General features: G+C 34.1%; 20 protein-coding genes and 1 pseudogene. 14 read left to right on the forward strand and 7 right to left on the reverse strand.

Annotated features, from left to right (window positions below; translation table 11 throughout):
- Positions 1–50 precede the first annotated feature (50 nt).
- The 3 genes from mtgA to EAH81_RS14730 all read left to right on the forward strand — a co-directional run bounded on the left by mtgA (position 51) and on the right by EAH81_RS14730 (position 2,219).
- Positions 51–824 (forward strand): monofunctional biosynthetic peptidoglycan transglycosylase, encoded by a 774-nt coding sequence (mtgA, locus tag EAH81_RS14720; RefSeq protein ID WP_140508377.1) that lies wholly within the window; start codon positions 51–53, stop codon positions 822–824.
- Positions 814–1,773: a lipid A deacylase LpxR family protein gene (locus EAH81_RS14725; protein WP_140508380.1), complete on the forward strand. Its 960-nt coding sequence runs from the start codon at positions 814–816 to the stop codon at positions 1,771–1,773. Before mtgA ends, EAH81_RS14725 begins: the two co-directional genes overlap by 11 nt.
- Before the next feature lie 188 nt (positions 1,774–1,961).
- Positions 1,962–2,219: a superinfection immunity protein gene (locus EAH81_RS14730; protein WP_140508382.1), complete on the forward strand. Its 258-nt coding sequence runs from the start codon at positions 1,962–1,964 to the stop codon at positions 2,217–2,219.
- A 625-nt stretch (positions 2,220–2,844) separates the two neighbouring features.
- Here the strand turns inward: EAH81_RS14730 and EAH81_RS14735 are convergent.
- Entirely contained in the window at positions 2,845–3,240 is a 396-nt protein-coding gene (locus tag EAH81_RS14735) for a helix-turn-helix domain-containing protein (protein WP_140508384.1), read from the reverse strand.
- Positions 3,241–3,663: 423 nt separating this feature from the next.
- Here EAH81_RS14735 and EAH81_RS14740 point away from each other — a divergent pair, with 423 nt between their 5' ends.
- The gene (locus EAH81_RS14740; RefSeq protein ID WP_140508387.1) at positions 3,664–4,620 is read left to right on the forward strand and encodes a hypothetical protein; all 957 of its coding nucleotides are present in this window, start codon (positions 3,664–3,666) and stop codon (positions 4,618–4,620) included.
- 106 nt (positions 4,621–4,726) lie between these two features.
- Here EAH81_RS14740 and EAH81_RS14745 read toward each other — a convergent pair whose 3' ends face one another.
- The 4 genes from EAH81_RS14745 to EAH81_RS14760 form a co-directional block, all read right to left on the reverse strand.
- On the reverse strand, positions 4,727–6,997 hold the full coding sequence (locus EAH81_RS14745; protein ID WP_140508389.1) for a cation:proton antiporter: 2,271 nt from the start codon (positions 6,995–6,997) through the stop codon (positions 4,727–4,729).
- A gap of 358 nt (positions 6,998–7,355) precedes the next feature.
- Positions 7,356–8,075, reverse strand: a complete 720-nt coding sequence (locus tag EAH81_RS14750) for a LytR/AlgR family response regulator transcription factor (RefSeq protein ID WP_140508392.1) — start codon at positions 8,073–8,075, stop codon at positions 7,356–7,358.
- Positions 8,038–8,799, reverse strand: a complete 762-nt coding sequence (locus tag EAH81_RS14755) for a sensor histidine kinase (RefSeq protein ID WP_140508394.1) — start codon at positions 8,797–8,799, stop codon at positions 8,038–8,040. Before EAH81_RS14755 ends, EAH81_RS14750 begins: the two co-directional genes overlap by 38 nt.
- Before the next feature lie 277 nt (positions 8,800–9,076).
- Positions 9,077–9,406, reverse strand: coding sequence for a DMT family transporter (locus EAH81_RS14760; protein WP_140508397.1), 330 nt, complete (start codon positions 9,404–9,406; stop codon positions 9,077–9,079).
- A gap of 177 nt (positions 9,407–9,583) precedes the next feature.
- Between EAH81_RS14760 and EAH81_RS14765 the strand changes: the two genes are divergently transcribed.
- From EAH81_RS14765 to rpoN, 4 genes and pseudogenes are all read left to right on the forward strand, one after another.
- Positions 9,584–11,950, forward strand: coding sequence for an efflux RND transporter permease subunit (locus tag EAH81_RS14765; protein WP_140508399.1), 2,367 nt, complete (start codon positions 9,584–9,586; stop codon positions 11,948–11,950).
- A gap of 421 nt (positions 11,951–12,371) precedes the next feature.
- On the forward strand, positions 12,372–13,820 hold the full coding sequence (gene asnS / locus EAH81_RS14770; RefSeq protein WP_140508402.1) for an asparagine--tRNA ligase: 1,449 nt from the start codon (positions 12,372–12,374) through the stop codon (positions 13,818–13,820).
- Between the two features lie 339 nt (positions 13,821–14,159).
- A pseudogene (locus EAH81_RS14775) lies at positions 14,160–14,468 on the forward strand (GxxExxY protein); the annotation flags it as partial.
- Between the two features lie 88 nt (positions 14,469–14,556).
- Positions 14,557–16,017, forward strand: a complete 1,461-nt coding sequence (gene rpoN / locus EAH81_RS14780) for an RNA polymerase factor sigma-54 (protein WP_140508405.1) — start codon at positions 14,557–14,559, stop codon at positions 16,015–16,017.
- 209 nt (positions 16,018–16,226) lie between these two features.
- On the opposite strand, the gene EAH81_RS14785 is transcribed toward rpoN, so the two are convergent.
- Together EAH81_RS14785 and EAH81_RS14790 are read right to left on the reverse strand one after the other, a co-directional pair.
- Positions 16,227–16,655: a hypothetical protein gene (locus EAH81_RS14785; RefSeq protein ID WP_140508407.1), complete on the reverse strand. Its 429-nt coding sequence runs from the start codon at positions 16,653–16,655 to the stop codon at positions 16,227–16,229.
- A 31-nt stretch (positions 16,656–16,686) separates the two neighbouring features.
- Positions 16,687–17,277 carry a thymidine kinase gene (locus EAH81_RS14790; protein WP_140508409.1) on the reverse strand — a complete coding sequence of 197 codons (591 nt, stop codon included), beginning with the start codon at positions 17,275–17,277 and terminating at the stop codon, positions 16,687–16,689.
- 237 nt (positions 17,278–17,514) lie between these two features.
- On the opposite strand from EAH81_RS14790, the gene EAH81_RS14795 reads away from it, so the two are divergent.
- From EAH81_RS14795 to EAH81_RS14820, 6 genes are all read left to right on the forward strand, one after another.
- Entirely contained in the window at positions 17,515–18,534 is a 1,020-nt protein-coding gene (locus EAH81_RS14795) for a hypothetical protein (protein ID WP_140508412.1), read from the forward strand.
- Between the two features lie 124 nt (positions 18,535–18,658).
- Complete coding sequence (gene rsmI, locus EAH81_RS14800; protein ID WP_140508414.1) at positions 18,659–19,390, forward strand: 16S rRNA (cytidine(1402)-2'-O)-methyltransferase; 732 nt, start codon at positions 18,659–18,661, stop codon at positions 19,388–19,390.
- 132 nt (positions 19,391–19,522) lie between these two features.
- Complete coding sequence (locus EAH81_RS14805; RefSeq protein WP_140508416.1) at positions 19,523–19,867, forward strand: HopJ type III effector protein; 345 nt, start codon at positions 19,523–19,525, stop codon at positions 19,865–19,867.
- 205 nt (positions 19,868–20,072) lie between these two features.
- Positions 20,073–21,773, forward strand: coding sequence for a single-stranded-DNA-specific exonuclease RecJ (gene recJ / locus EAH81_RS14810; protein ID WP_140508418.1), 1,701 nt, complete (start codon positions 20,073–20,075; stop codon positions 21,771–21,773).
- Entirely contained in the window at positions 21,763–23,043 is a 1,281-nt protein-coding gene (locus EAH81_RS14815) for an MFS transporter (RefSeq protein ID WP_140508420.1), read from the forward strand. Before recJ ends, EAH81_RS14815 begins: the two co-directional genes overlap by 11 nt.
- 110 nt (positions 23,044–23,153) lie before the next feature.
- Positions 23,154–23,618 (forward strand): hypothetical protein, encoded by a 465-nt coding sequence (locus EAH81_RS14820; RefSeq protein ID WP_140508422.1) that lies wholly within the window; start codon positions 23,154–23,156, stop codon positions 23,616–23,618.
- Positions 23,619–23,640: the final 22 nt, after the last annotated feature.

Here is a 23,640-nt window from a genome sequence, read left to right on the forward strand (position 1 = left end):
CGGATTGTTAAGACTACTTTTAGAAAAAAAGAATTAGCAGAAATAATATAATGGCAGCACCCAAAAAACCAACACCAAAGAAACCGACAACAGCAAGTAAACCAAAACCAGCTTCGAAGAAGACTACTCGTTCTTTTGGCGAAAAAGTGAAATGGTTTTTTATAAAAGCATGTTTGTGGTTTTTTGGAGTTTCGATCGCATCTGTTGTATTTTTTAAATATGTTCCGGTACCGTTTACGCCTTTAATGATTATTCGTGCAATCGAAAATAAAACCGGTGGAAAGGAAGTTTATTTTGATCACGATTGGGAACCAATCGATAAAATTTCGATGAATCTTCAAAAAGCCGTGATTGCAAGCGAAGACGGAACTTTTCTGATACACAATGGTTTCGATTTTAAAGCATTGCAAAAAGCCTATAAAAGCAACGAGCGCGGTCGCCGAATTCGTGGCGGAAGTACCATCTCGCAACAAACAGCCAAAAACGTTTTTTTATGGCAAGGAAAAAGTTATTTGCGAAAAGGACTGGAAGCTTATTTTACCGTTTTGATCGAAATTATCTGGGGCAAAGAACGTATCATGGAAGTTTATCTGAATAGTATCGAAATGGGCGATGGTGTTTACGGAGCATATGCCGCAACAGAACATTGGTATCGTCGTGATGCTTCGAGTTTGACGCCAATGCAAGCAGCGGGAATTGCTGCAATATTGCCAAACCCAAGAAAGTTTAAAGCAACAGGATCTTCAAGTTATATTAACAGACGTAAAGAAAGAATTGTTCGTGAAATGCGTGCTGTTGGAAAAATAAATTATAATGCGAAGTAAAAAAGCCTTTTTTGCATTCCTGATATTATCATCGACTTTGATTTTTGGACAAGCAAAAACTAAAGAAATTGGTCTTATTACAGATAATGACTTATACACTTCATCTAAAAATGATATGTACTATACGAATGGTTTAGAGTTTTTCTACCGTTTTCTCTCGAAGAACAACAACGAAAAAATCGCTAAAAAAATCACGGAATTTCGAATAGGACAATATATTTATAATCCAAGATTTATCAATGCAGAAGCTGTTGGCGAAAATGACCGTCCGTTTACGGCTTATCTTTTTGCCGAGGCGGGACGAAGTTTTTTTTACAAAAGTGAGTCGGTTTTAAAGACTGATTTTCAATTGGGTTTTATGGGACCAAATGCTTTTGGAAGAGAAACCCAAGAAAGTTTTCATCACTTAATTGGTTATAAAGAAGTTTTTGGCTGGGAAAATCAATTGCATAATGCTTTTGGCGTTCAGGCGCATGCTTTGTATTCAAAGAAATTATTCCCGAATAAACACAATGATTTTGTAGATCTTCATTTTCAGTCAGAAGCGAATCTGGGAACTATTTTCACAGGAGTTTCCACAGGACTTTTAGCACGAATAGGTTTCAAGAGATTATTACCAATTTACGATTCAAATTTGCACGATGCTTCGATAAGTGCAGAACCGCAATACAATATTAGAGAGTTTTATTTCTACGCAATCCCAAGTGTCAATTACCAGTTTTATGATGCTACAATCGAAGGAAGTATGTTCAATAACACAAGTCCGTTAACTTTTGACATAACGCATTGGCGCTTTAATGCCGAATTTGGTTTAAAATACCGCCATAACAATTGGAATTTATCCTATTCTTTTATTTACCGAGGCAGAGAAGTAGAACCTAATGAAATTACAAATACAAGCGCAGGATATTTTTTCGGATCAATAAGATTGGGGTATTTGTTGAAATAGGGTTTGCCACAAAGGCACAAAGGCACAAAGGCACAAAGTTTTTTTATAGTTTGTTTTCATTTTATTATCATTTCGACGGAAGAGAAATCCTCATAAGTAACTCGACAAGGTTTTTTAAATTTCAAAGAATAATTATGATATTAAGCAGTCTTCCTTTCGAGAACAATGAAATTACTATTGAAAAAGTAATGGCAGGAATAGTGCTGTTATTTGTTTATTTTATCCCAAGCATAATTTCATGGAATAAAAAAAACAGCAAATTTTTGTTGGTTTGTAATTTGTTTATGGGCTGGACTGGTATTGGCTGGTTTATCTCTTTATTATGGGCTTTAAATATAAACAGGCAGCATGCGTTAATTATAGCTCAGGAAAAAAAGAAAAAAAAGCAGGATAGAAAAGAAGCAAAACGCAAAATTTTGTTAGACACAGATAGTGCGGATTTATAATCCTGCTCTGGGAAGTCTTTTCGCCTGCGTGAGCGTCTCGCTCGTGACCGCAAAGATTATGACAAGATTGTGTAAAAACAAAAACGTCTCTTGATATTCTCCGCTAGGAGATAAATGTTGGTAGAAAAAAACAGCATAAAGTAAATATGTCCCTTAGGGCAATGTCATTAAGTTAAGAGAAAACCCAATGGAACAAGTTCTTAAGGACAATATCGCGTCTGGTTGCTTGTTTATTTTGATTATTAGAAAATAAATCCATTTCATTATTTAAGATACATATTTTTATGTTTTTTTGTTCCATCGGAACATCTCATCGGTAGTCAAATAAATACAGCATTTTTTACGTTCCGTAGGAACGTTTGGTTTTATAAATAATAACGGCAAAAATACATACAGAGTAGACACACAATTTGTCAAACGTCCTTACAGGACGATATTTCTCACGATCTATTTTTATTCTACCAATGAAATGTTCCGATGGAACAAATTGTGGATGGGCAATTCTTTCTTTCTACCAACCTGTAATCTCTCCGAGATATTTTTTATCCGGTCTGCGAAGAGTTATTAAATCAAAAAGCCACTCCGTTTTTTGGAATGGCTTTATATATTTTGACTAAAAATTCTATTATTTGTCCTTCAATAACTTCTCTAAATATTCGACTTTTTCTTTTTCAGCAAGAACTAGACGTTCGTAAAGTTCAACTACTTTATCTAAAGGATTAAAGTTGCAAACAGAGCCGCTTTCAAATTTTCCAAAATTTCCGGGGCTATCGTTGAAAGTATTAAAGTACGTAATCATATTTTCTTCTGAAAAACTTTTTATTGCTTCTGCGGTTACACCAAGTGCTTTTGCGATTTCGACAAGTTTATCTTCGTCTATAGTTTCACTGTTTTCTATCGCCGATATTGCTTGTTGGTTTGTTCCTAAAGCTTGTGCCAAAGCTTCTTGTTTCATATCTCGAAGTTCACGAATACGGCTAATTTTTCGCCCTATATGATTTGGTTTTGTTGCTGTGCTCATAATTCAAAGATATTTAAAATTCCTTTTGTAAAATAGTTTTTAGTAAAAAACAGATTGCCCTCGTAAGATACAATTCTTAAACGGTTTGCGTCTGATGATTTTACATTGAATGAAAAGCAAAAATACAATTTTTCAGACAAATATTTAGTAAAAGCAAAACTTCGAAGATTCTTAAAAAAATAAAAGTTCTAATCTAGCCCCGATGGAAATGATATCCTTTTTACTGCTCCTTTAGCAGGAAAAAGATATAATGTACAGCGGGACAAGAGGTCTTTTGAAAACGGGAATTTCTGCTTCTGAATAAAAATAAAACCCCTGAATTTCAATCAAAACAGATTTAAAATTCAATTTACGGGATGCCGTAAATAAAATATTTTTTTAAATACTACTTTTATCGCCTAATACTACTAAAAGAAAACTATTATGAAAAAAACAATCTTAGGGTTAGTCCTATTTTTAAGTCTTGTAAGTTGTTCAACGGGAGATTCAGATTCTATTGGAACTGGAGAACCTAAGGAAGCAAACATGAAAATTGGTTTTGTAAATTCCGGCACAAAGAAAACCGGAAAAGACGTATTAAGAAATACTTTGCCTGTTGAAATAAAAAGTGTTGTAGTGACGGCTGTTAATGGCGGCATTGCGCAAGAAAATATATTTAATCTGGTTGAAAATGGTACAATTGGTGCTGCAAGTGATTTTGTACTAAGAAATCTGAAAACCGGAACATCTGAGTTTTCAGTATTAACAACTTCAAACGTTGAGCCAGCAACTTGGGCTACGAATTCGCCGGTTGTAGAAAATGCAACTGAAACGCTAAATTCTGTATCGCAAAGACTTTTAAATAAAATCCCTTCTATTGTTTATAAATCTAAAGCTACAATTACCAGAAATGTTGTTGCAGGGGATAATGATGCAATTCAATTTGAATTAGAACCATTAAACGGAAGATTGATTTCGTTATTCGCTTTTGCAGAGGATTTAAAAGGACAAGGATATACTGCAAAATTGTTTTGTGGTCAGATTTCGTATGTTCTTGGTGCTGATCCAGCCTGGAACTATGAGTGGAATAAAACTCCAACTGCAATTGAATTTACCAGTGAGCAAATTGTAAGTGATTATTTGTGCTCTGGTGACAAAGTTAATGATGGTTATTTTTGGACTACTAATACCGGAAACGGAAGAACTTATAGAGTAGAAGTTTATGATGTTGATGGGGCGTTAGTAAAAATTACGGAGTTTCAAGTGCCGTATGTTAATGGAGTATCGCTTAATAATCTTTATACGATAACTTCTGATGGAATGTTGGACAAATCAAGTACACAATCGACTTTTGTGATTACTGAGCTTAATAATCTTCCTTTCGTTACAAATGATAAGTAATTTCTAAAGAAAAGTAAAAAATTAAATCCCAAATTCCAATCGAAAACAGATTTGGAATTTGGGATTTTAATCCCGATAGTTATCGGGATGGAATTTATTTTCCTTTTTAAGGTTTCAAGATCAAAACCGATGGCGTATTATTTAGCCACGTACTTTGAGATTCTATTAGTTTTTTCCAACTGTCAAGACTTATGATCATTAAGTTTTGGCTTTCTAGAAATTCTTTTTTAATAGTTCTGTCGTGCATAATCATGATGTGATTTGGTGCAATTTGTTCGATTGAACGAATTGTTTCCTGAATATCGCGAGTACTTTTTACTTCGCCGCTTGCGTCCAGAACCGTAATTTGTGAACCATTATTATTGATTAACTTTTTGGCATATTCTATTAAAAAGGCATCTTCTTTGCTGAAAATCGGCATAAAAATCTGATTGACCTCTTCTAAGTCTTTATCAATAAAAATTCCGACTGGCATTCTGCTTTTCGTAATAATGTGACGTGTTCTTTCATCAAAAGGAGAATTTTCGAACAAACCTTCTTTTCCTGTAAACTTATCAATCAAACGATCCGGATTTACGATTCGGGTTGTAAAGCCAAGGATTTTTCCCAGTAAAGTTCCGTCAAAAATAGATTGACCTAAACCAACTAATAATAAATCATATTCGCCTTGGTTTGCGGTTTCGATGATATCTGTGTCAATGTCATTTGTAACTTTAAAAATACTAACCATGTTCTGGTTGAGATTTTCTGCTTCCTGAATAACCGGAACAAGCATTTTGCGTTCATGGTCTTTGATATCAAAAGAGTGAATCTCGGTGCTTAATGATAAATGCATCGCTGTTACAATAGAGTTATCAGGCTGTTTTTTTACCAGACTATTTGCGATTTTCAATAATTTCTTTCCTCTTTCCGGAGTTGCGAAAGAAAGCAGAATCTTGTATTTGCTTTTATTGCCAATTTCCTGTGGGACTGCGGTCATTTTATCTTTAAAAATAAATCCGATAAAATCCAGCGCCGGACCTGTCATAAAAGTGGTTACCAAAGCCATAATTACCATCATGGTGAAAATTTCTGTTGATAAAACGCCTAAATCATAACCAATGTTTAGAACTACTAATTCCATTAAACCACGTGTATTCATTAAAGCTCCAATTGCCAAACTGTCTTTCCAGCTTTGCCCGACAAATTTTGCTGCTAATGCACTTCCCAAGAATTTTCCAACTACGGCAACGGCAATAATTACTGCGGTAACTTTCCATAAATAAGGATCATTCAATAAACCTATTTGTGTACGTAAACCAGTAAATACAAAGAATAAAGGTAATAAGACGATAATGGCAACGTCTTCGACTTTTTCGATAAAAATATTTCGGAACTTGTTGTTTTCCGGCATAATTGCTCCGGCTAAGAAAGCACCAAATAAAGCGTGGATTCCAATTAACTCAGAAGCATAAGCAGAAAATAAAAGTGTAATGAAGAAAATTGCAACAACTGGTTTATTCAAACTTTCGCGGGTTGAATTTAAATCTCCGACACGTTTCAGGAACGGACGAACTATTTTTAGCATTACAATTACATACAAAATAGCCAAACCTATTACATACAAAGCACTTGTAAAGGAACCTGCTTTTACGATCGCAATTACAACAGCAAGAATACACCAGGCTGTAATATCGTCTGCAGCAGCACAAGTTATGGCAATGGTTCCCAGTTTTGTTTTTTGCATGCCTCGTTCCTGTACAATTCTGGCTAGAACAGGAAATGCGGTTATACTCATGGCGATTCCCATAAATAATCCGAAAGAAGCAAATTCAACTCCAACAGGAGCAAAAGTGTGATAGATAAAATAAGCCAATGTTAATCCTAATGCAAAAGGAATTACAATACTTGCATGGCTAATTACAACAGCATCATGCGCTTTGTTTTTTAGTACTTTCAAATCCAGTTCCATTCCAATTACGAACATGAAAAGAATCAAACCAATCTGACTTAAAAATTGTAAATTTCCTAAAGATTCTTTTGGGAATAAAGCGGCTGAAAATTCAGGAAAATACATTCCGACTAATGATGGTCCTAAAACAATACCGGCAATCATTTCGCCAATTACAGAAGGCTGTCCGATTTTTCTAAAAAACCAGCCGAACAAACGTGCGACTAATATAATAGTAACGATCTGCGCCAATAAAATTGCTAAAGGATGTTGCAGGTTTTCAACCATAGAATGGAGAAAATCATTCCAATGATTACTTGCGATTTTTTTGTGAACGATTCCGCGTCCCACTTCAAGTACAGCACCTTTTGAGATTACCCAATATATTAAAGCGGTGAAACCGCCAATAACAGTAATGTAAAATAAGGAGTTTTTTATGTTATTCATAACTCGTTTTTTAGATTTTAATGCTGCAAATATCAGAACTGAGAATTAAGTGATAAAGGAAATTTAAAGCTAATTTTCAATGTATGTAACAAGGCCGAAAAACTTTGTAATAAGTTGTATAATTTGGCAATAAACGGCTGTCAGGCAGAACGAAGTCGGAGGTTTATATTGTAATAAAGGGTTGCGACTTCAACACATAGAAACATAGATATAACTTCTAAAAAAGAATGCAAAAAAGAAATACATTTCTTTCACATAGCATACTCTGTGTATTTAAATAAGTGAAACGCCTTTTTTCAGATTACAGAATCTATGTTTCTATGTGTTAAAATTAAGTACGCCGAATATCTTATATGTTTTAGATTTTTACCTTTTTCAAAAAGTCAGAACGGTAGGTTTCGCTTAAAATTAAAGTACTGTTTTTGTCATTTTTTTCTAAATGATGTAAGACAATTTCGTTATGATTGAAAAACTTAATCGCTTTTACGGCAACAATTTCTTTTTTGTTTACACGGCAGAAATCGGCATCAGGTAGTTCGCTTAGAAGTGTATCAAATTTTACATTTTTCAGGTTTAGAAAACTTCCGTCAACCAAAAGAACGGTTTTATCGCGACTGTCACTAATTGCAGTTTTGATGTATTGAATTTGATTAAAATATAACAATGTTTTTCCTTTATCGGTATTTAGCTGAATGAACTTTTTTGCAGCGTCAGGTTTATGAAAACGTTCAAAAGCTTTTGAGATTGCTTTTTGCAAACGTTCCAGTTTTACCGGTTTTGTTATGTAATCTACCGCATCGATATTAAAAGCGTCGGCGGCATATTCTTTATAAGCCGTGCAAAAAATAACCATTTTATTATCCAGCATTTCGGCCAGATGCAAACCGTCAATTCCCGGCATTTCGATGTCTGATATTAACAGATCAAAATCGAGATTCGGGATTTCGGCAAGAAGTTTTTCAGGATTGTTGAATGTCTTTACGATTTCGACTTCCGGAATTTGTTCGCAAAGCATTTTCAGATACATTAATCCCGGTAACTCATCGTCCAGAAGCAAGCATTTCAGTTTTGTATTCAAGTAAATCTATTTTAAGATGAGCTATATAAACGTCGTTTTCTACGAATTTATCGAGCTTGAAATTGTTCTTATAAATAATGCGTAATCTATGTTCTAAAGTGGCATGACCAAAACCGCTGCGTTCTTTTTTTAATACTTTTTTATCCGATATTTTATTCGAAACCGTCATAAAAAAGGAATTATCTCTAAACTCAAAAACGACCGAAATAAAAGCATCGGCACTTTGCAAATCAGCATGTTTAAAGGCGTTTTCGATTAAATCAATAGAAATTAAAGGCGCCAATAAAGGTTGTTCGTATAATTTATCTTCTTTGTTAATATTGGTTTTGATCTTCAGTTCAAAAAGCGGACTGATTTTGATTTTGTTGATTTCGATTAGATTCAATGCAAAATCAATCTCTTCTTTGGCTGTGACAAATTTCTTTTTGCTTTCGTATAAAATATAATCCAAAACATTCGCCAGTTTATCCAAAGCAAAATAAGTTTGATAAGCGTGCGACTGAATTGAATTCAATATATTCTTAAACAAATGCGGATTCAGTTTTGATTCTAATGTCTCTAATTGCAAATCATTGACTTTCATTTCGAGTGCATAAAAACTCTTTTCGGCATCATCTTTTGCTTTTTTGAATTGCAATAATTGATACATTAAAAAGCAGATAATGACGATTAGCAATAAAAGAATTGCCAAAAAAATAAAAGTTATGGTGTTGTTTTCCTGCATTGATTATAAAGTTTTTTTTGCCACGAATTTCACGAAAAAGCACGAATTAAAATTATTGTAAATCTGCTAAAATCTGTGTAAATCTGCGTGCTATTTTTTTGCCACAGATTAAAATGATTATTTATCCTTTGTATTTTTTTCTGAGAATTTCACGAATAAGCACGAATTATAATATCTGCTTAATCTGCAAAATCTGCGAGAACTTTTTTAGTATTAAATCAAAATAAATTAATCCGCGCATATCCGTTTAATCCGCAAAACCCGTGGGTAATATTTTTTAATGACTAGAAACAAACTTCAATCCAATGATCGAAGCAATTAAAGTTGAAAGAAAAAAGATTCTCCAGAAAGTTGCCGGTTCTTTAAAAATTAAAATTCCAACTAAAACAGTTCCAACGGCACCAATTCCTGTCCAAACAGCATAAGCGGTTCCAATTGGTAAAACCTGCGTGGCTTTATACAATAAAAACATGCTGATAGAAAGGCAAACGAAAAAACCAATCATCCAGTAAGTTGATAGAATTCCTGTTGTTTCTTTGGCTTTGCCTAAACAAGATGCAAACCCAACTTCAAAAAGTCCTGCAATTATTAATAAAATCCAGTTCATTTTGTTTCCTTTTTAAATTTAACTACAAATATGAGAAAAGCTAACGTAGGATCGCACAAAACATCTAATTTTTCCTAAAAATCAAAATATTAATTATGTTAACAAACAGTAAAAACGACCCGAATATTTATGATTTCGAGCACTTTTCACTACATTTGCATCCATTTTAAAGAATTTATGAAAAACGCTGTACAGGTTGGATTTTGGGAAAAATTAGCCAGAATCATACTTAAAAATAGAATTGCGATACTCGTTGGGGTTTCTCTCCTGACAATTTTCCTTGGTTATCAATGGAAGAATCTTGCTATGACGTATACTGAAGCGAATTTGCTTCCTAAAAATCATATTGCAAATAAAGACTATCAAAAATTCCTCTCTAAATTTGGTGAAGAAGGAAATCTTGTCGTAATTGGTTTTCAGGATCCTAAGTTTTTTACTCCAAAAAATTATGCGGCGTGGAATGAATTAATGACGGGTTTAAAAAATTCTAAAGAAGTTGATTTGGTTGTTTCTTTAAACGATTTAAAAAAACTGGAAAAAGATACCGTGAACCAAAAATTTGTTCTCGATCCGTTTATAGATCAAAGCAAAGCGACAGATCCTGAATATTTAAAAAAGATACAATACGATTTATTTCATAATTTACCTTTTTATGAAGGTTTGCTTTTCAATAAAGAAAGCGGAAGTATTCGTTCAGCTATTTATATCAATAAAGCACTTGTAAATACGGCGGAAAGAAAAACTTTTATCCTGGAAAATCTGGTTCCGAAGATTGATAAATTCGAAAAAACTACAGGAATCGATTTGAAAGTTTCTGGAATGCCATACATCAGAACAATCAATGCTGATAATATGAAAGGTGAAATCGGGCTCTTTATTGGCGCGGCTTTATTTACAGTTTCATTGATTTTCTTTTTCTTTTTCCGTTCTTTCAGAGCGACATTTATTTCGATTTGTATTTTAATCGTTGGTGTAATCTGGTCGTTTGGAACACTTGGATTATTTCATTATAAAATCACGATTTTAACAGCTATTATTCCGCCATTAATTATCGTAATTGGTATCACGAATTGTATTTTCCTGATCAATAAATACCAGCAGGAAATTAAACTGCACAACAATCAGGCAAAGGCTTTGCAGCGTATTATTTCTAAAATTGGAGTTTCGACTTTAATGACGAATTTAACGACTGCGATAGGTTTTGCTACTTTTATGATTACTGGAAACGACTTGCTTTTTGAATTTGGTTTAGTGACTTCGATCAATGTGATTTCGGTTTATTTATTGACGCTTTTGATTGTGCCTATTGTGTACAGTTTTATGGATGTTCCGGGAGAAAAACATTTGTACCATTTGACTAAAACTTATATTTCGACTTTATTGGATTTTGTTGAAAATGTGGTGAAAAACAAACGAAAAGTAATTTATACAATCTACGGATTACTACTAGTTTTTAGTGTAATTGGAGTTTCGCAAATGAAAGTTTCAGGAAGTTTAATTGGTGAAATGCCAAAAAGTGCTTCTTTCTTTAAAGATATTTTATTCTATGAAAAAGAGTTTAACGGTGTAATGCCGCTAGAAATCATGATTGACACCAAACATAAAAAAGGTGTTATGAAGTTGTCGACGATGCGTAAAATGGATGAGTTGCAAAATACAATTGCAAGCCTTCCGGAATTGTCAAAACCGGTTTCTATAGTAAATTTGGTTAAATATTCGAAACAGGCTTTTTATAACGGAAATCCTGAATATTACCAATTGCCAACATCACAGGAACAGACTTTTATTTTGTCGTATGCTAAGAATGCAACAAAAAATAGCAAAGACAATCTTATGAAAAGTTATGTTGATTCGACTGGACAATATGCTCGAATCACCACTTTTATGAGAGATATTGGTACGGATGAAATGGCGAAAGTCGAGAAAAAACTACACAAGAAAATTGATGAGGTTTTCCCAAAAGATCGTTACGAAGTTACCGTTACCGGAAAAGCATTGGTTTTCCAGAAAGGAACCTCTTATTTGGTTGATAATTTAATTGAATCATTGATTTTTGCGATTTTGGTAATTGCGATTTTGATGCTGTATTTATTCAGATCATTCAAAATGGTTTTTGCATCCGTGATTACGAATATTTTGCCGCTTTGTATTACGTCCGGATTGATGGGGTATTTTGGTATTCCGTTAAAACCTTCAACGATTTTAGTATTCAGTATCGCTTTTGGAATCTCGGTTGATAATGCGATTCAGTTTATGGCGAAGTATAAACATGATTTAATACAAAGTAACGGAAAGGTAAAAAAATCCGTTTTCAGTGCTTTAAGAGAAACGGGTATTAGTACTTTTTATACTTCGGTAGTTTTGATTTTAGGATTTGCTACTTTCACACTTTCGAGCTTTAGCGGAACAATTGCGCTGGGAGGATTAATTTCCTGCACATTGGCGTTTGCTATGTTTGCTAATTTATTGGTTTTACCAGCTTTGGTTTTGACTTTTGAAAAGAAGAAAGCTAAGAAAGAGGATTTGGAAGGATTGGAAGGGTGAAAAGTTTGCCACGAATTTCACGAATTAGCACGAATTAACTTTGTCAAAGTTTGCACGCGAACTTATCATTTCGACGGAGGAGAAATCTCCGCGAGAAGCTCGACAAAGATTGGCTTTTAGTTGCGGAGTCACTTGCGGAGATTCCTCGTTCCTCGGAATGACAAAAAATGAGAATAAATAAAAAAAACATCGGGCTCTTATGAAACTAAAAGCCCTAGTCCAGATAGAAGCGATATCCTTTTTCTTACTTCTTTAGTAAGAAAAAGATATAGCGGATTGCTTCGCCAATTCGCACTTTCAGGCTCGGGTGCAGGAAAATTAGCTTCAAAAATTAATTATTATCGTTTATATTTGCAACTCGATATAAAAACACTGATTTTTATTTTAATCTAAAATCAGAAATCTAAAATCTAAAATTAAAATGAAACACACAAAAGTTAAAGACTTATTAAACAGTACGACGACGCTACAGGAAGTGAATGCAAAAGGATGGGTGAGAACATTTAGAAATAATCAGTTCATCGCGCTTAATGACGGTTCTACCATTAATAATATACAATGTGTTGTTGATTTTGAAAATACACCGGATGAAACTTTAAAAAGAGTTACTACCGGGGCTGCAATTTCGGTAACGGGAACTTTGATCGAAAGTAAAGGTGCAGGTCAGAAATATGAAATTCAGGTGAACAAACTTGAAATCTTAGGAGATTCTGATGCGGAGAAATTCCCGATACAGCCAAAGAATAAGCCTAGTTTGGATTTCTTGCGTGAAAATGCGCATTTACGTGTTCGTACGAATATGTTTGGTGCTATTATGCGTGTGCGTTCGGTATTATCATTTGCAGTTCATAACTATTTTCAACAAAAAGGTTTTGTGTATGTAAATACGCCAATCATTACAGGTTCTGATGCTGAAGGTGCAGGAGAAATGTTTAAAGTTACAGCTTTGCCATTCGACAATACACCAAGAACTGAAGACGGAAAAGTAAATTATAAAGACGATTTCTTCGAAAAAGAAACAAACTTAACAGTTTCGGGACAATTAGAAGGAGAGACTTATGCAATGGCTTTGGGGCAGATTTATACTTTTGGACCAACTTTTAGAGCAGAGAATTCAAATACTTCTCGTCACCTGGCAGAGTTTTGGATGATCGAGCCTGAAGTTGCTTTCAACGATCTTGACGATAACATGGATTTAGCTGAAGATTTTATTCAGTATGTAATCAAATATGCTTTAGACAATTGTAAAGATGATTTGGCGTTCTTAGAAGGTAGACTTCTTGAAGAAGAAAAATCAAAACCACAAGCGGAAAGAAGCGAAATGGCATTGTTGGAGAAATTAAACTTCGTATTGGAGAACAACTTCAAACGTGTTTCGTATACGGAAGCTATTGATATCTTGAGAGATTCAACTCCAAATAAAAAGAAAAAATTCCAATATATTATCAACGAATGGGGAGCTGATTTACAGTCAGAACACGAGCGTTACTTGGTGGAAAAACACTTTAAATGTCCGGTAATTTTGTTTGATTACCCAGCTAATATTAAAGCGTTTTACATGCGTTTGAATGATAATACTGAACCAGGAAGAGAAACAGTTCGTGCAATGGATATCCTTTTCCCTGGAATTGGAGAAATTGTTGGTGGTTCTGAAAGAGAAGAGCGTTACGACGTTTTGATCGAAAAAATGAAAGCCTTAGAAATCGACGAAGAAGAATTGTCATGGTATTTAGATACAAGAAGATTCGGTTCAGCGACTCACGCAGGTTTCGGATTAGGATTTGAGCGTTTGGTATTGTTTGTAACCGGAATGACAAACATTAGAGACGTAATTCCTTTTCCAAGAACTCCTGGAAACGCAGAATTTTAAGAAAAAAAGATTTGCCACGAAGACGCGAAGACACAAAGATTTTTTCTTATTATCGTTGCGTCTAAGCAAGGTTTGCCGCGAAGGCCCAAAGACGCAAAGTTTTTTATAAAGTTTGCTAATCAAAGATTTAAAAAATAAAAATACCACGAAGACACAAAGCAAGTCGATCGCGTATTTTTATTTTTAAAGATTTAAGTCTTTAATTAAAAATTAACTTCGCGCCTTTGCGCCTTCGTGGCAAAACAAAAATATTATGCTCTCTGAAAAAACTGAAGAAATTGGAAGAATAATTGTAAACTCTGCTTTTAAAGTTCATAGACAACTTGGACCGGATTATTAGAAAGAGTTTATAAAGTTTGTTTGGCTCATGAAATTACAAAGGCCGGTCTTGATGTAAAGCGTCAAGTCGATATTCCAATTGTTTATGATGGAATTGAATTTAGCGAAGGATTACGATTAGATTTGTTGATTGAAGATTCTATAATTATAGAAATAAAAGCAGTTGAACAAATGAATCCAGTTTGGGAAGCACAAATTATAAGCCAATTAAAATTGCTAAATAAAGATTTAGGCTTTTTAATTAATTTCAATGTACCCTTAATAAAAAGTGGTATCAGAAGATTTATAAACACGAAAAGAGTATTTTAAAATATTTCAAATAAAAGCCTTAAAGGCAAATAAAAATAAAAACTTTGCGCCTTCGCGTCTTAGTGGCTAAAAAAATTAGTGCCTTATTATGCTAAAGCAATTTTTAAATTTAAAATTATCCCAGAAATTATCTCCACAGCAAATTCAGCTGATGAAGTTAATTCAATTGCCTACGCAAGCTTTTGAGCAACGTTTATTAGAAGAGATGAACGAAAATCCGGCTCTTGAGGCTGGAAAAGAAGAAGAATACGAAGCTGATGAATTCGCAAATGAAGACTATGACGATTATGATGATGCAGAATCAGACAGAATCGAAGCAGACGACATTAATATAGACGAATACTTAAGCGACGACGATACTCCGGATTATAAAACTCAGGTTAATAATTATAGTGAAGACGAAGAACGCGAAACACCTTTTGCTTCTCCGATAAGTTTTCATCAGGATTTAATCAATCAATTGAATACTTTTATTTTGAATGATGAAGAACGCGAAATCGCCGAATTCCTTGTTGGAAGTATTGATGATATGGGTTACATCCGTAGGAGCGTTCCGGATATTGTAGATGATATGGCGTTTACTCAGGGTATTTATACGGATGAGAAAATGGTCGAAAAAATGATGCAGGTTATTCATGAGCTTGAACCTTCGGGAGTTGGTGCGCGTGATTTACAGGAATGTTTATTGTTGCAATTGAAGCATAAAACGCCAACGGAATATGTTGATTTAGCAATTGATATTATCGAAAATCAGTTTGATGCTTTTACTAAAAAACATTACGATAAACTGCTTCAAAAATATAGTGTTTCAAACGAACAGCTTAAAAAAGCAATTCACGAGATAGAAAGATTAAACCCAAAACCGGGAGGATCTTATACCGGAAACAATAAAGTTACCGAAAATGTTGTTCCGGATTTCGCCATCAGAATTGTGGATGGTGAACTAGAATTGACTTTAAACGGAAGAAATGCTCCGTCTTTGCACGTTTCTAAAGATTATCAGGAAATGATGCAGACGTATAAAGATTCTCGTGATAAATCATCGGCTCAAAAAGATGCTGTTCAGTTTATCAAACAAAAACTAGATTCGGCTAAATGGTTTATCGATGCGATCAGACAACGTCAGGAAACACTTTTTGTAACCATGAATGCGATTATGCATTATCAGGAAGAATTCTTTTTAGATGGCGATGAAACCAAGTTAAAACCGATGATCTTAAAAGATATTGCAGATATGGTTGGTTTGGATATTTCGACGATTTCGCGTGTAGCCAACAGTAAATATGTTGAAACACCGTACGGAACCAAACTTATCAAAGAGTTTTTCTCTGAAGCAATGAAGAATGATCAGGGAGAAGATGTTTCGACTTTAGAAATCAAAAAAATTCTTAAAAATACAATTGAAGAAGAAGATAAAAAGAAACCTTTGCCAGACGATCAATTGGCAGATATCTTAAAAGAAAAAGGTTATCCGATTGCTCGTAGAACAATTGCAAAATACCGTGAACAACTTGATATTCCGGTAGCAAGAATGAGAAAGAAGATATAATATAAATCATATTCCACAATAAACCGGACTGAAGTCCGACCCTACAATATTGTTCGAGCCAAAGGCTCTTTTTAAAGTTCCGAAGGAACATATTATATTGTAGAGCTGGACTTCAGTCCAGTTTAAATAAAAGAATATTATTAAAAAAAAATAAAAAACCCGACAAATTCAAAATCTGTCGGGTTTTATTTTATAATAGAAATATCTAATTATTTATATTGTTCCGGTGTAATCGTAATCTCAAATAGATAGTTTTCTTTTTTGTCGTCGTAGTTATAAATCAAGGTAAAATCGTTGTCACGAAATGTTTGAAGTCCAGGATTTGCTTTAACGGTACTTAGTAAACTTTCTTCAATGTTTTTCTTTATGGTTTCAATTTCTGCCGTTTCTTTTTCGACATTTAATAAAGTCAAATTGTATTGAACAATTTTGTCTTTAGGCAAAGTTACGTTGTCAAGACGAATTCCTTCCTGAATGACTAAAGGGCAATTTTGATTGTATTTTGCAACCAATTCAACCATTTCCTTGTCGGTAACAGGTTCTTTAAAAGAGTAATATAAAATTAAAGTCAGTGATAATGCTACAATTGCACTTATTATTAAAATATTTAAATTCTTTTTCTTTTTAGTTTGCAGCATCTTTTACTTTATTTTTTTGTGAAGAAAATATCTATTTGTCCTGATTTTTTTTCATGGCATTATAATAAGCTGCACGACTCAGCGGCTCATATTCTTCGGTTTCACCAAGCATGACTAATTTATCATTATCGGTTTTACGAAAACTATAATTAGCGAGATTTCCTGTTCTGGTACAAACAGCGTGAACTTTAGTCACATATTCGGCAGTTGCCATAAGCGCTGGCATTGGTCCGAAAGGATTTCCTTTAAAATCCATATCAAGTCCTGCAACTATCACACGAATTCCCTGATTGGCAAGATCATTACAAACCGTAACAATTTCATCATCAAAAAATTGCGCTTCATCAATACCAATAACATCGCAGCCTTGTGCTAAAATAGCAATATTGGCGGCGGCAGGAACCGGTGTTGAACGAATTTCGTTGGCATCATGTGATACAACCATTTCGTCATGATAGCGAGTATCAATGGCAGGTTTAAAGATTTCGACTTTTTGTTTGGCAAATTGAGCGCGTTTTAATCTGCGGATTAACTCCTCGGTTTTACCCGAAAACATTGATCCACAAATAACTTCAATCCAACCAAATTGTTCTTTGTGATTTACTGTATTTTCGAGAAACATTTTGTATTTTTCTACCTTTAAAAATGAATAGTTTTTATTACTTTGTACTGGTAATAAATCGACGTGAAAAATTGCTGTTTTTACACTTTTTCAAAAGTAGAAAATTTTTATCAAATCGAAGATTCGCGAACGCTTATTAACAGAAATAAAAAAATATCTTTCAGATTATACCAGGAATAAAGATATTCAAATACAAAATATACTAAAAATACCCTATTCACTATAATTTCAACAGTTATGAAAAAAAAATTGGAAGCCGATTTAATCAGCATTGCACATCGAATTTTAAAGCTTAAAAATAAATCCGATATCAATCAATTGTATCTTGAAACACAGAAATTATATGAAAAACTAGCGGTATTGAAGTTTGTAGACGAAAACTTTGATACTGTAAAGCCAACAATCACTCACAGTGAAATCAGCGCGGAAGTTGAAGCTATCTTCGAAAAAGAAGCGGTAACTCCGGCAGAAACTGTAATTGAAACTCCAATTGTTGCTGAAAAAATTGCAGTAGAAGAAACTCGTGAACCTGTAATCGTTGAAGAAGTAGTTGCCGAAACTCCGGAAGAAATAACTCCTGAGCTGATTGAAGAAATTGTGGAGGAAGTTGTTGAAGAACCTGTTATTGAAAAAGTAGAGGAACAGGAAGCGATTAAAGAAACAGAACCTGAAAAAGAAGATAAAACTCCATTTGAAGAAATTTCTTTTACAACAATCAGCGATCTAAAACCAATTCCTAATTTTATTCCGGCTTTTGAATTAGACAGAGAAGAAGAAAATATAGAGAACAAAATAGAAGAAAAAGCAGAAGAGAAAATAGAAACTGTTACAAAACCAGAGCCTGTTTCTATCTTATTTGAAGATTTTGGAATTAATTATGCAGATGCCGAGTTTGTAAAAGTAGACAGTTTTGAATCTGTTTCACCAACTCCGTCAATCACCGAATTTAAAGAGAATAAAATTGTTGAAACAGCAATTTTAGAAACTCCGGCTGAACCAAGAATAGTAACCCTGAACGAAAAACTGGCAAAAGGTTTTCATGTTGATTTGAATGACAGAATTGCTTTTACCAAAAATCTTTTCGGAAACAGTTCGGAAGATTACAGCCGCGTTCTAAATCAATTATTAACGTTCGATACCTACAGCGAAGCTCAGGAATTTATCGAGAATATGGTAAAACCGGACTATAATAACTGGGAAGGAAAAGACGATTATGCAGAACGCTTTCTAGCAATTATAGAGAAGAAATTCGCGTAAACACGAATTTCACGAATTTACACGAATTAAAAATAATTTTATAATTATTAGTTTGTGCAATTTTTAAACAAACAGAATTCGTGCTAATTAGTGAAATCTGTGTTATCTTAATTTAAATTTAATTATGTCTAAATTATATATCGTTCCAACGCCAATTGGCAATCTTGAAGACATGACTTTTCGTGCCATTCGGATTTTGAAAGAAGTCGATTTGATCCTTGCCGAAGATACCAGAACGAGTGGGAAATTGTTGAAGCATTTTGAAATTGGCACGCACATGCACAGTCATCATATGCACAACGAACACAAAACTACCGAGAATTTAATTGCCCGTTTGAAAGCTGGTGAGAACATCGCTTTAATTTCGGATGCAGGAACTCCAGCAATCTCAGATCCCGGTTTTTTATTGACGCGCGCTTGTGTCGAAAACAAAATTGAAGTAGAATGTTTACCTGGAGCGACCGCTTTTGTACCTGCTTTAGTAAACAGCGGATTACCAAATGATAAATTTGTTTTTGAAGGATTTCTGCCTGATAAAAAAGGACGTCAGACTCGATTTTTGGCTTTAGCCGAAGAAACCAGAACGATGATATTATACGTTTCGCCACATAAACTCGTTAAGACTTTAGCAGAGTTTATTACTTTTTTTGGCGAAGACAGACAAGTTTGTGTTTCGAGAGAATTATCAAAATTGCACGAAGAAAATGTACGCGGAACCGCAAGAGAAGTCTTAACTCATTTTGAAAAGACAGCTCCGCGTGGCGAAATAGTCGTTGTCGTTGCCGGAAAAACAATAATAAAAGAGCCTAAGAAAAGTAAATTTTCAAAAGACGATGACGAAAAAGAAGAAGAATAATTTTTGCCACGAATTCCACTAATTTCCCGAATTAGAGATCGAACTTAAAGTAAAAATTCGTGTTCAATTAGTGGAATTGCTTCGCCAGTTCGCTGTCGCTCGGGTCGTGGCTAAAAAAAATAAATTATAATCATGAGCATTCAAGCCTTTTTAGAAAAACTAAAACAAACTCCAACCGAAATAACATTCCCGGAAACTATTGCAGTAATCGAAGAAAATTACAATTTTACTCCAACAGCTTTTCAAAACGGAACACAACACAATGCAGCCGGAGAAAACTCAGGTTCTTGTAAATTATTTGCTTTCGCCAAATTGCAAAACTTAAGTAAAGAAGAAACGTTGGCGTGTTTTGGTGCTTATTATTTTGAAGAAGTTCTGGGAGATCCAAACGGAACAAATCACCAAAATATTAGAAACTTCATCAACACAGGCTGGAGCGGAATTCAGTTTGATGGAAGTGCTTTGGAATTAAAGTAACAGTAAAAACCTTTGTCAAAGTTTAAAACTTTGACAAAGGTAAAACCCGAATGTCTTTGCCACAGATTTCACAGATTAACACAGATTAAAAAAATCCTTTTTAAATCCTTTAATCTGTGGCATTAGAAAAAAAAATCACCTTTCTGATTAAACGATTTTCGATTTTTACAATCTAAAATCAACACTCTAAAATCTAAAATCAACCATGCGTTGGACCTTAAAAACAAAACCTTCTGAAGATAAAATCAAACATTTGGCGCAAGCCCTAAATGTAGAAGATTTTGTAGCAACGCTTTTGATTCAGCGTGGTATCGAAACTTTTGAAGATGCCAAGAATTTCTTTCGTCCTTCGCTAGAACATCTTCATGATCCATTCTTGATGAAAGATATGGATAAAGCGGTTGCACGAATCGAGTTGGCAATTGAAAATCAGGAAAATATCCTTGTTTTTGGAGATTATGATGTCGACGGAACAACGGCAGTTTCATTGGTTTCTGCCTATTTAAAATCGCATTATCCTAATATTGCTACTTATATTCCGGATCGTTATGCCGAAGGTTACGGAATTTCTTTTAAAGGAATTGATTTTGCCGATGATAATGGATTTTCGTTAATCATTGCGCTCGATTGTGGTATTAAATCCATTGATCATATTGCCTACGCAAAAGAAAAAAACATCGACTTTATTATTTGTGATCACCACAGACCTGGAGAATTTCTTCCGGATGCGATTGCGATTTTAGACCCAAAAAGAGAAGATTGTTCGTATCCTTATGATGAATTGTGCGGTTGCGGTGTTGGTTTTAAATTGATTCAGGCATTAGGAACAAATAGAAACGAAACGATTGAAGATTTAATTCCGTATCTGGATTTAGTTGCTACAGCAATTGCGGCGGATATTGTACCAATAACAGGCGAAAACAGAGTTTTGGCTTATTATGGATTGCAGGTTATTAATTCTGATCCAAGACCGGGAATTAAAGCTTTGGTACATCAGGTAAAGAAGAAAACGTTGGATATTACCGATGTTGTTTTTATTATTTCACCCCGAATAAATGCTGCCGGAAGAATTAAACATGGTAATCATGCCGTTGAATTATTGACGGAATTTAATTTTGAGCAAGCACAACAATTTGCGTCTGAAATTGAACAATACAATTCGGATCGAAAAGATTTAGACAAGCAAATTACCAAAGAAGCCTTTCAGCAAATCCTGACAAACAACGAACAAGAAAGGTTTTCGACTGTTGTTTTTCAAGAAGACTGGCACAAAGGCGTTATCGGAATTGTGGCTTCAAGACTTATCGAAACCTATTACCGACCAACTTTAGTATTTACTAAAAGTGGTGATAAATATGCCGCTTCTGCAAGATCTGTAAAAGGATTTGATGTCTACAATGCTCTTGATGCTTGTTCGGAGCATTTGGAACAATTTGGAGGACATATGTATGCGGCAGGAATGACTTTGAAAGCCGAAAACTATAAAATCTTTAAAGCTGCTTTTGAAAGACAAGTACAGGAAACCATTTTGCCGGAAATGCGAACTCCGGAAATAGAAGTGGATGCCGAAATTGACTTTACGGATATTACACCAAAATTAGTTCGGATTCTAAAACAATTTGAGCCTTTTGGACCTCTTAATATGACGCCTGTTTTTATGACTAAAAATGTAAAAGATACAGGTTATGCCAAAACTTTGGGTAGTGAAGAGGAACATTTGAGACTTTTTGTAAAACAACATAACTCAGATGGAATTGCCGCTATTGGTTTTGGTCTGGGAAAAAAATTAGACATTGTAAAAAATCAAAAACCTTTTGAGTTAGCCTATTCATTGGCTGAAAACGAGTGGAACGGAACTGTTTCGACTCAACTTATGCTTAAAGATATTAGAACAGATGAAAAATAAAGAAAAGAAGCAAGATCCTTATCAGGCTTTGCGTTACAGAGAATTTAATGTTTTTTTATTATTGCGTTTTGCCATGGTTTTTGCCTGGGCTATGCAGTTTATCGTTATAGAATGGGAAGTTTACAGTTTAACTAAAAACCCGCTTTCATTAGGAATTATTGGTTTAATGGAAGTTATTCCCGCTGTAGGGATGGCATTATTTGCCGGACATATTGTGGATCAAAAGGAAAAGAAGGGATTACTGGTAAAATGTATTCTGGGATTTTCTGTAATTAGTTTTGGATTGTTTTTAGTGACCTGGCCAAAAGTTGTTGGCGATTTATCTCCAACTGTTATTTTGTATTCCATTTATACTTTAGTTTTTTGGGGAGGATTAGTCAGAGCTTTTCTTGGTCCAACAATTTTCTCTCTTCTATCGCTTATTATTCCTAAAAAAGCATATCCAAATGCTGCTACATGGAGCAGTTCGGTTTGGCAAATTGGAGCCGTTATGGGGCCAGCGTTGGCTGGATTCTCAATTAACTGGATTGGTGTTCACTGGTCAATGTGTCTGGTTTTTGGATTCTCAATTCTTTCTTTAATTGCCTTATCACAAATCAGTAAAAAACCAATCACAAATCCAAAGATTGGAGAATCGATAAAAGATAGTCTTACAGAAGGTTTAAATTTCGTATTTAAAAACCAAATTGTTTTAGGTGCCTTATCACTTGACATGATTGCAGTGCTTTTTGGAGGTGCTGTAGCGTTATTACCTGTTTTTGCCCAAGATATCTTAAAAGTCGGGGCTGAAGGTTTTGGTATTTTAAGGGCTGCTCCTGCAGTAGGAGCTTTTATTACGATGCTCGTTTCTGCTTATGTGCCTTTATATAAAAATGCAGGAAAGAAACTTCTAATAGCCATATTTGTTTTTGGATTATCGATCATCCTATTTGGTCTTTCTACGTCATTTTGGCTTTCTGTTTTCGCTTTATTTTTGAGTGGACTTGCTGACGGAATTTCTGTAGTAATCCGTCAGACGATTTTACAGCTTAAAACTCCCGATCATATGCGAGGACGCGTTGGTGCTGTAAATTCAATTTTTGTTGGATCTTCTAATGAATTAGGTGCTTTTGAAAGTGGCGCAACAGCTAAATTAATGGGCACCGTAACATCTGTTGTTTTTGGAGGAAGCATTACGCTTTTGACTGTTATTGTAACAGCATTAAAATCACCGACATTTAGAAAATTAGATCTTAATAAGGATATGGAAGATCACCAAAATATGGAATGAGAAAACTGAAAAAAGTATTTCTGAAAATACATTTAGCATCAATAATTCTTTTGCTGATTAATTTCTGTATTAAGATCATTTTTGGTCTAAGTTTAATTGGGAATTTAATTTTGTTATTTAAAATTTCACTTTATACCTCAGGTCTGCTATTATTTTTTTTATATCTAAAGCCTTTTAAAAAGTTGTCTTTTTACTTTTCGTTATATGTGTTTTCGCCCATTTTAATTGGCTTAAGCTGGTTAATAGACGGAATTTCTGGAGCAATATTAGGATCGTTGTTTCTTTTTTTCTTTGTGCCGAGTGATGTTCGATTTGAAAACAATGAAATTGTTATTAATAAAAAATTCGGAGGATTACTTGGTAGATGTTGTGACTATGAAGTGGTCAAAAAAAAGATGTTTTTATTTGAAGAAAAAGCAGCAGAATTTAATTTCGATAAAAACATTTATTTGAAGAAAAAGGATGTTCAACTTCGCGAAAACTATTTAGAAATACATCTCGTATTAAAAGATTATGATCTTAAAGAAGATCAATATATTGAAAAAGACACAACTATTTTTGTGCTTATGAAGTAAATTTTCTGTTTCTAAAAGTCAA

Source organism: Flavobacterium pectinovorum (genome assembly GCF_006438875.1).
Classification (GTDB): domain Bacteria; phylum Bacteroidota; class Bacteroidia; order Flavobacteriales; family Flavobacteriaceae; genus Flavobacterium; species Flavobacterium pectinovorum_A.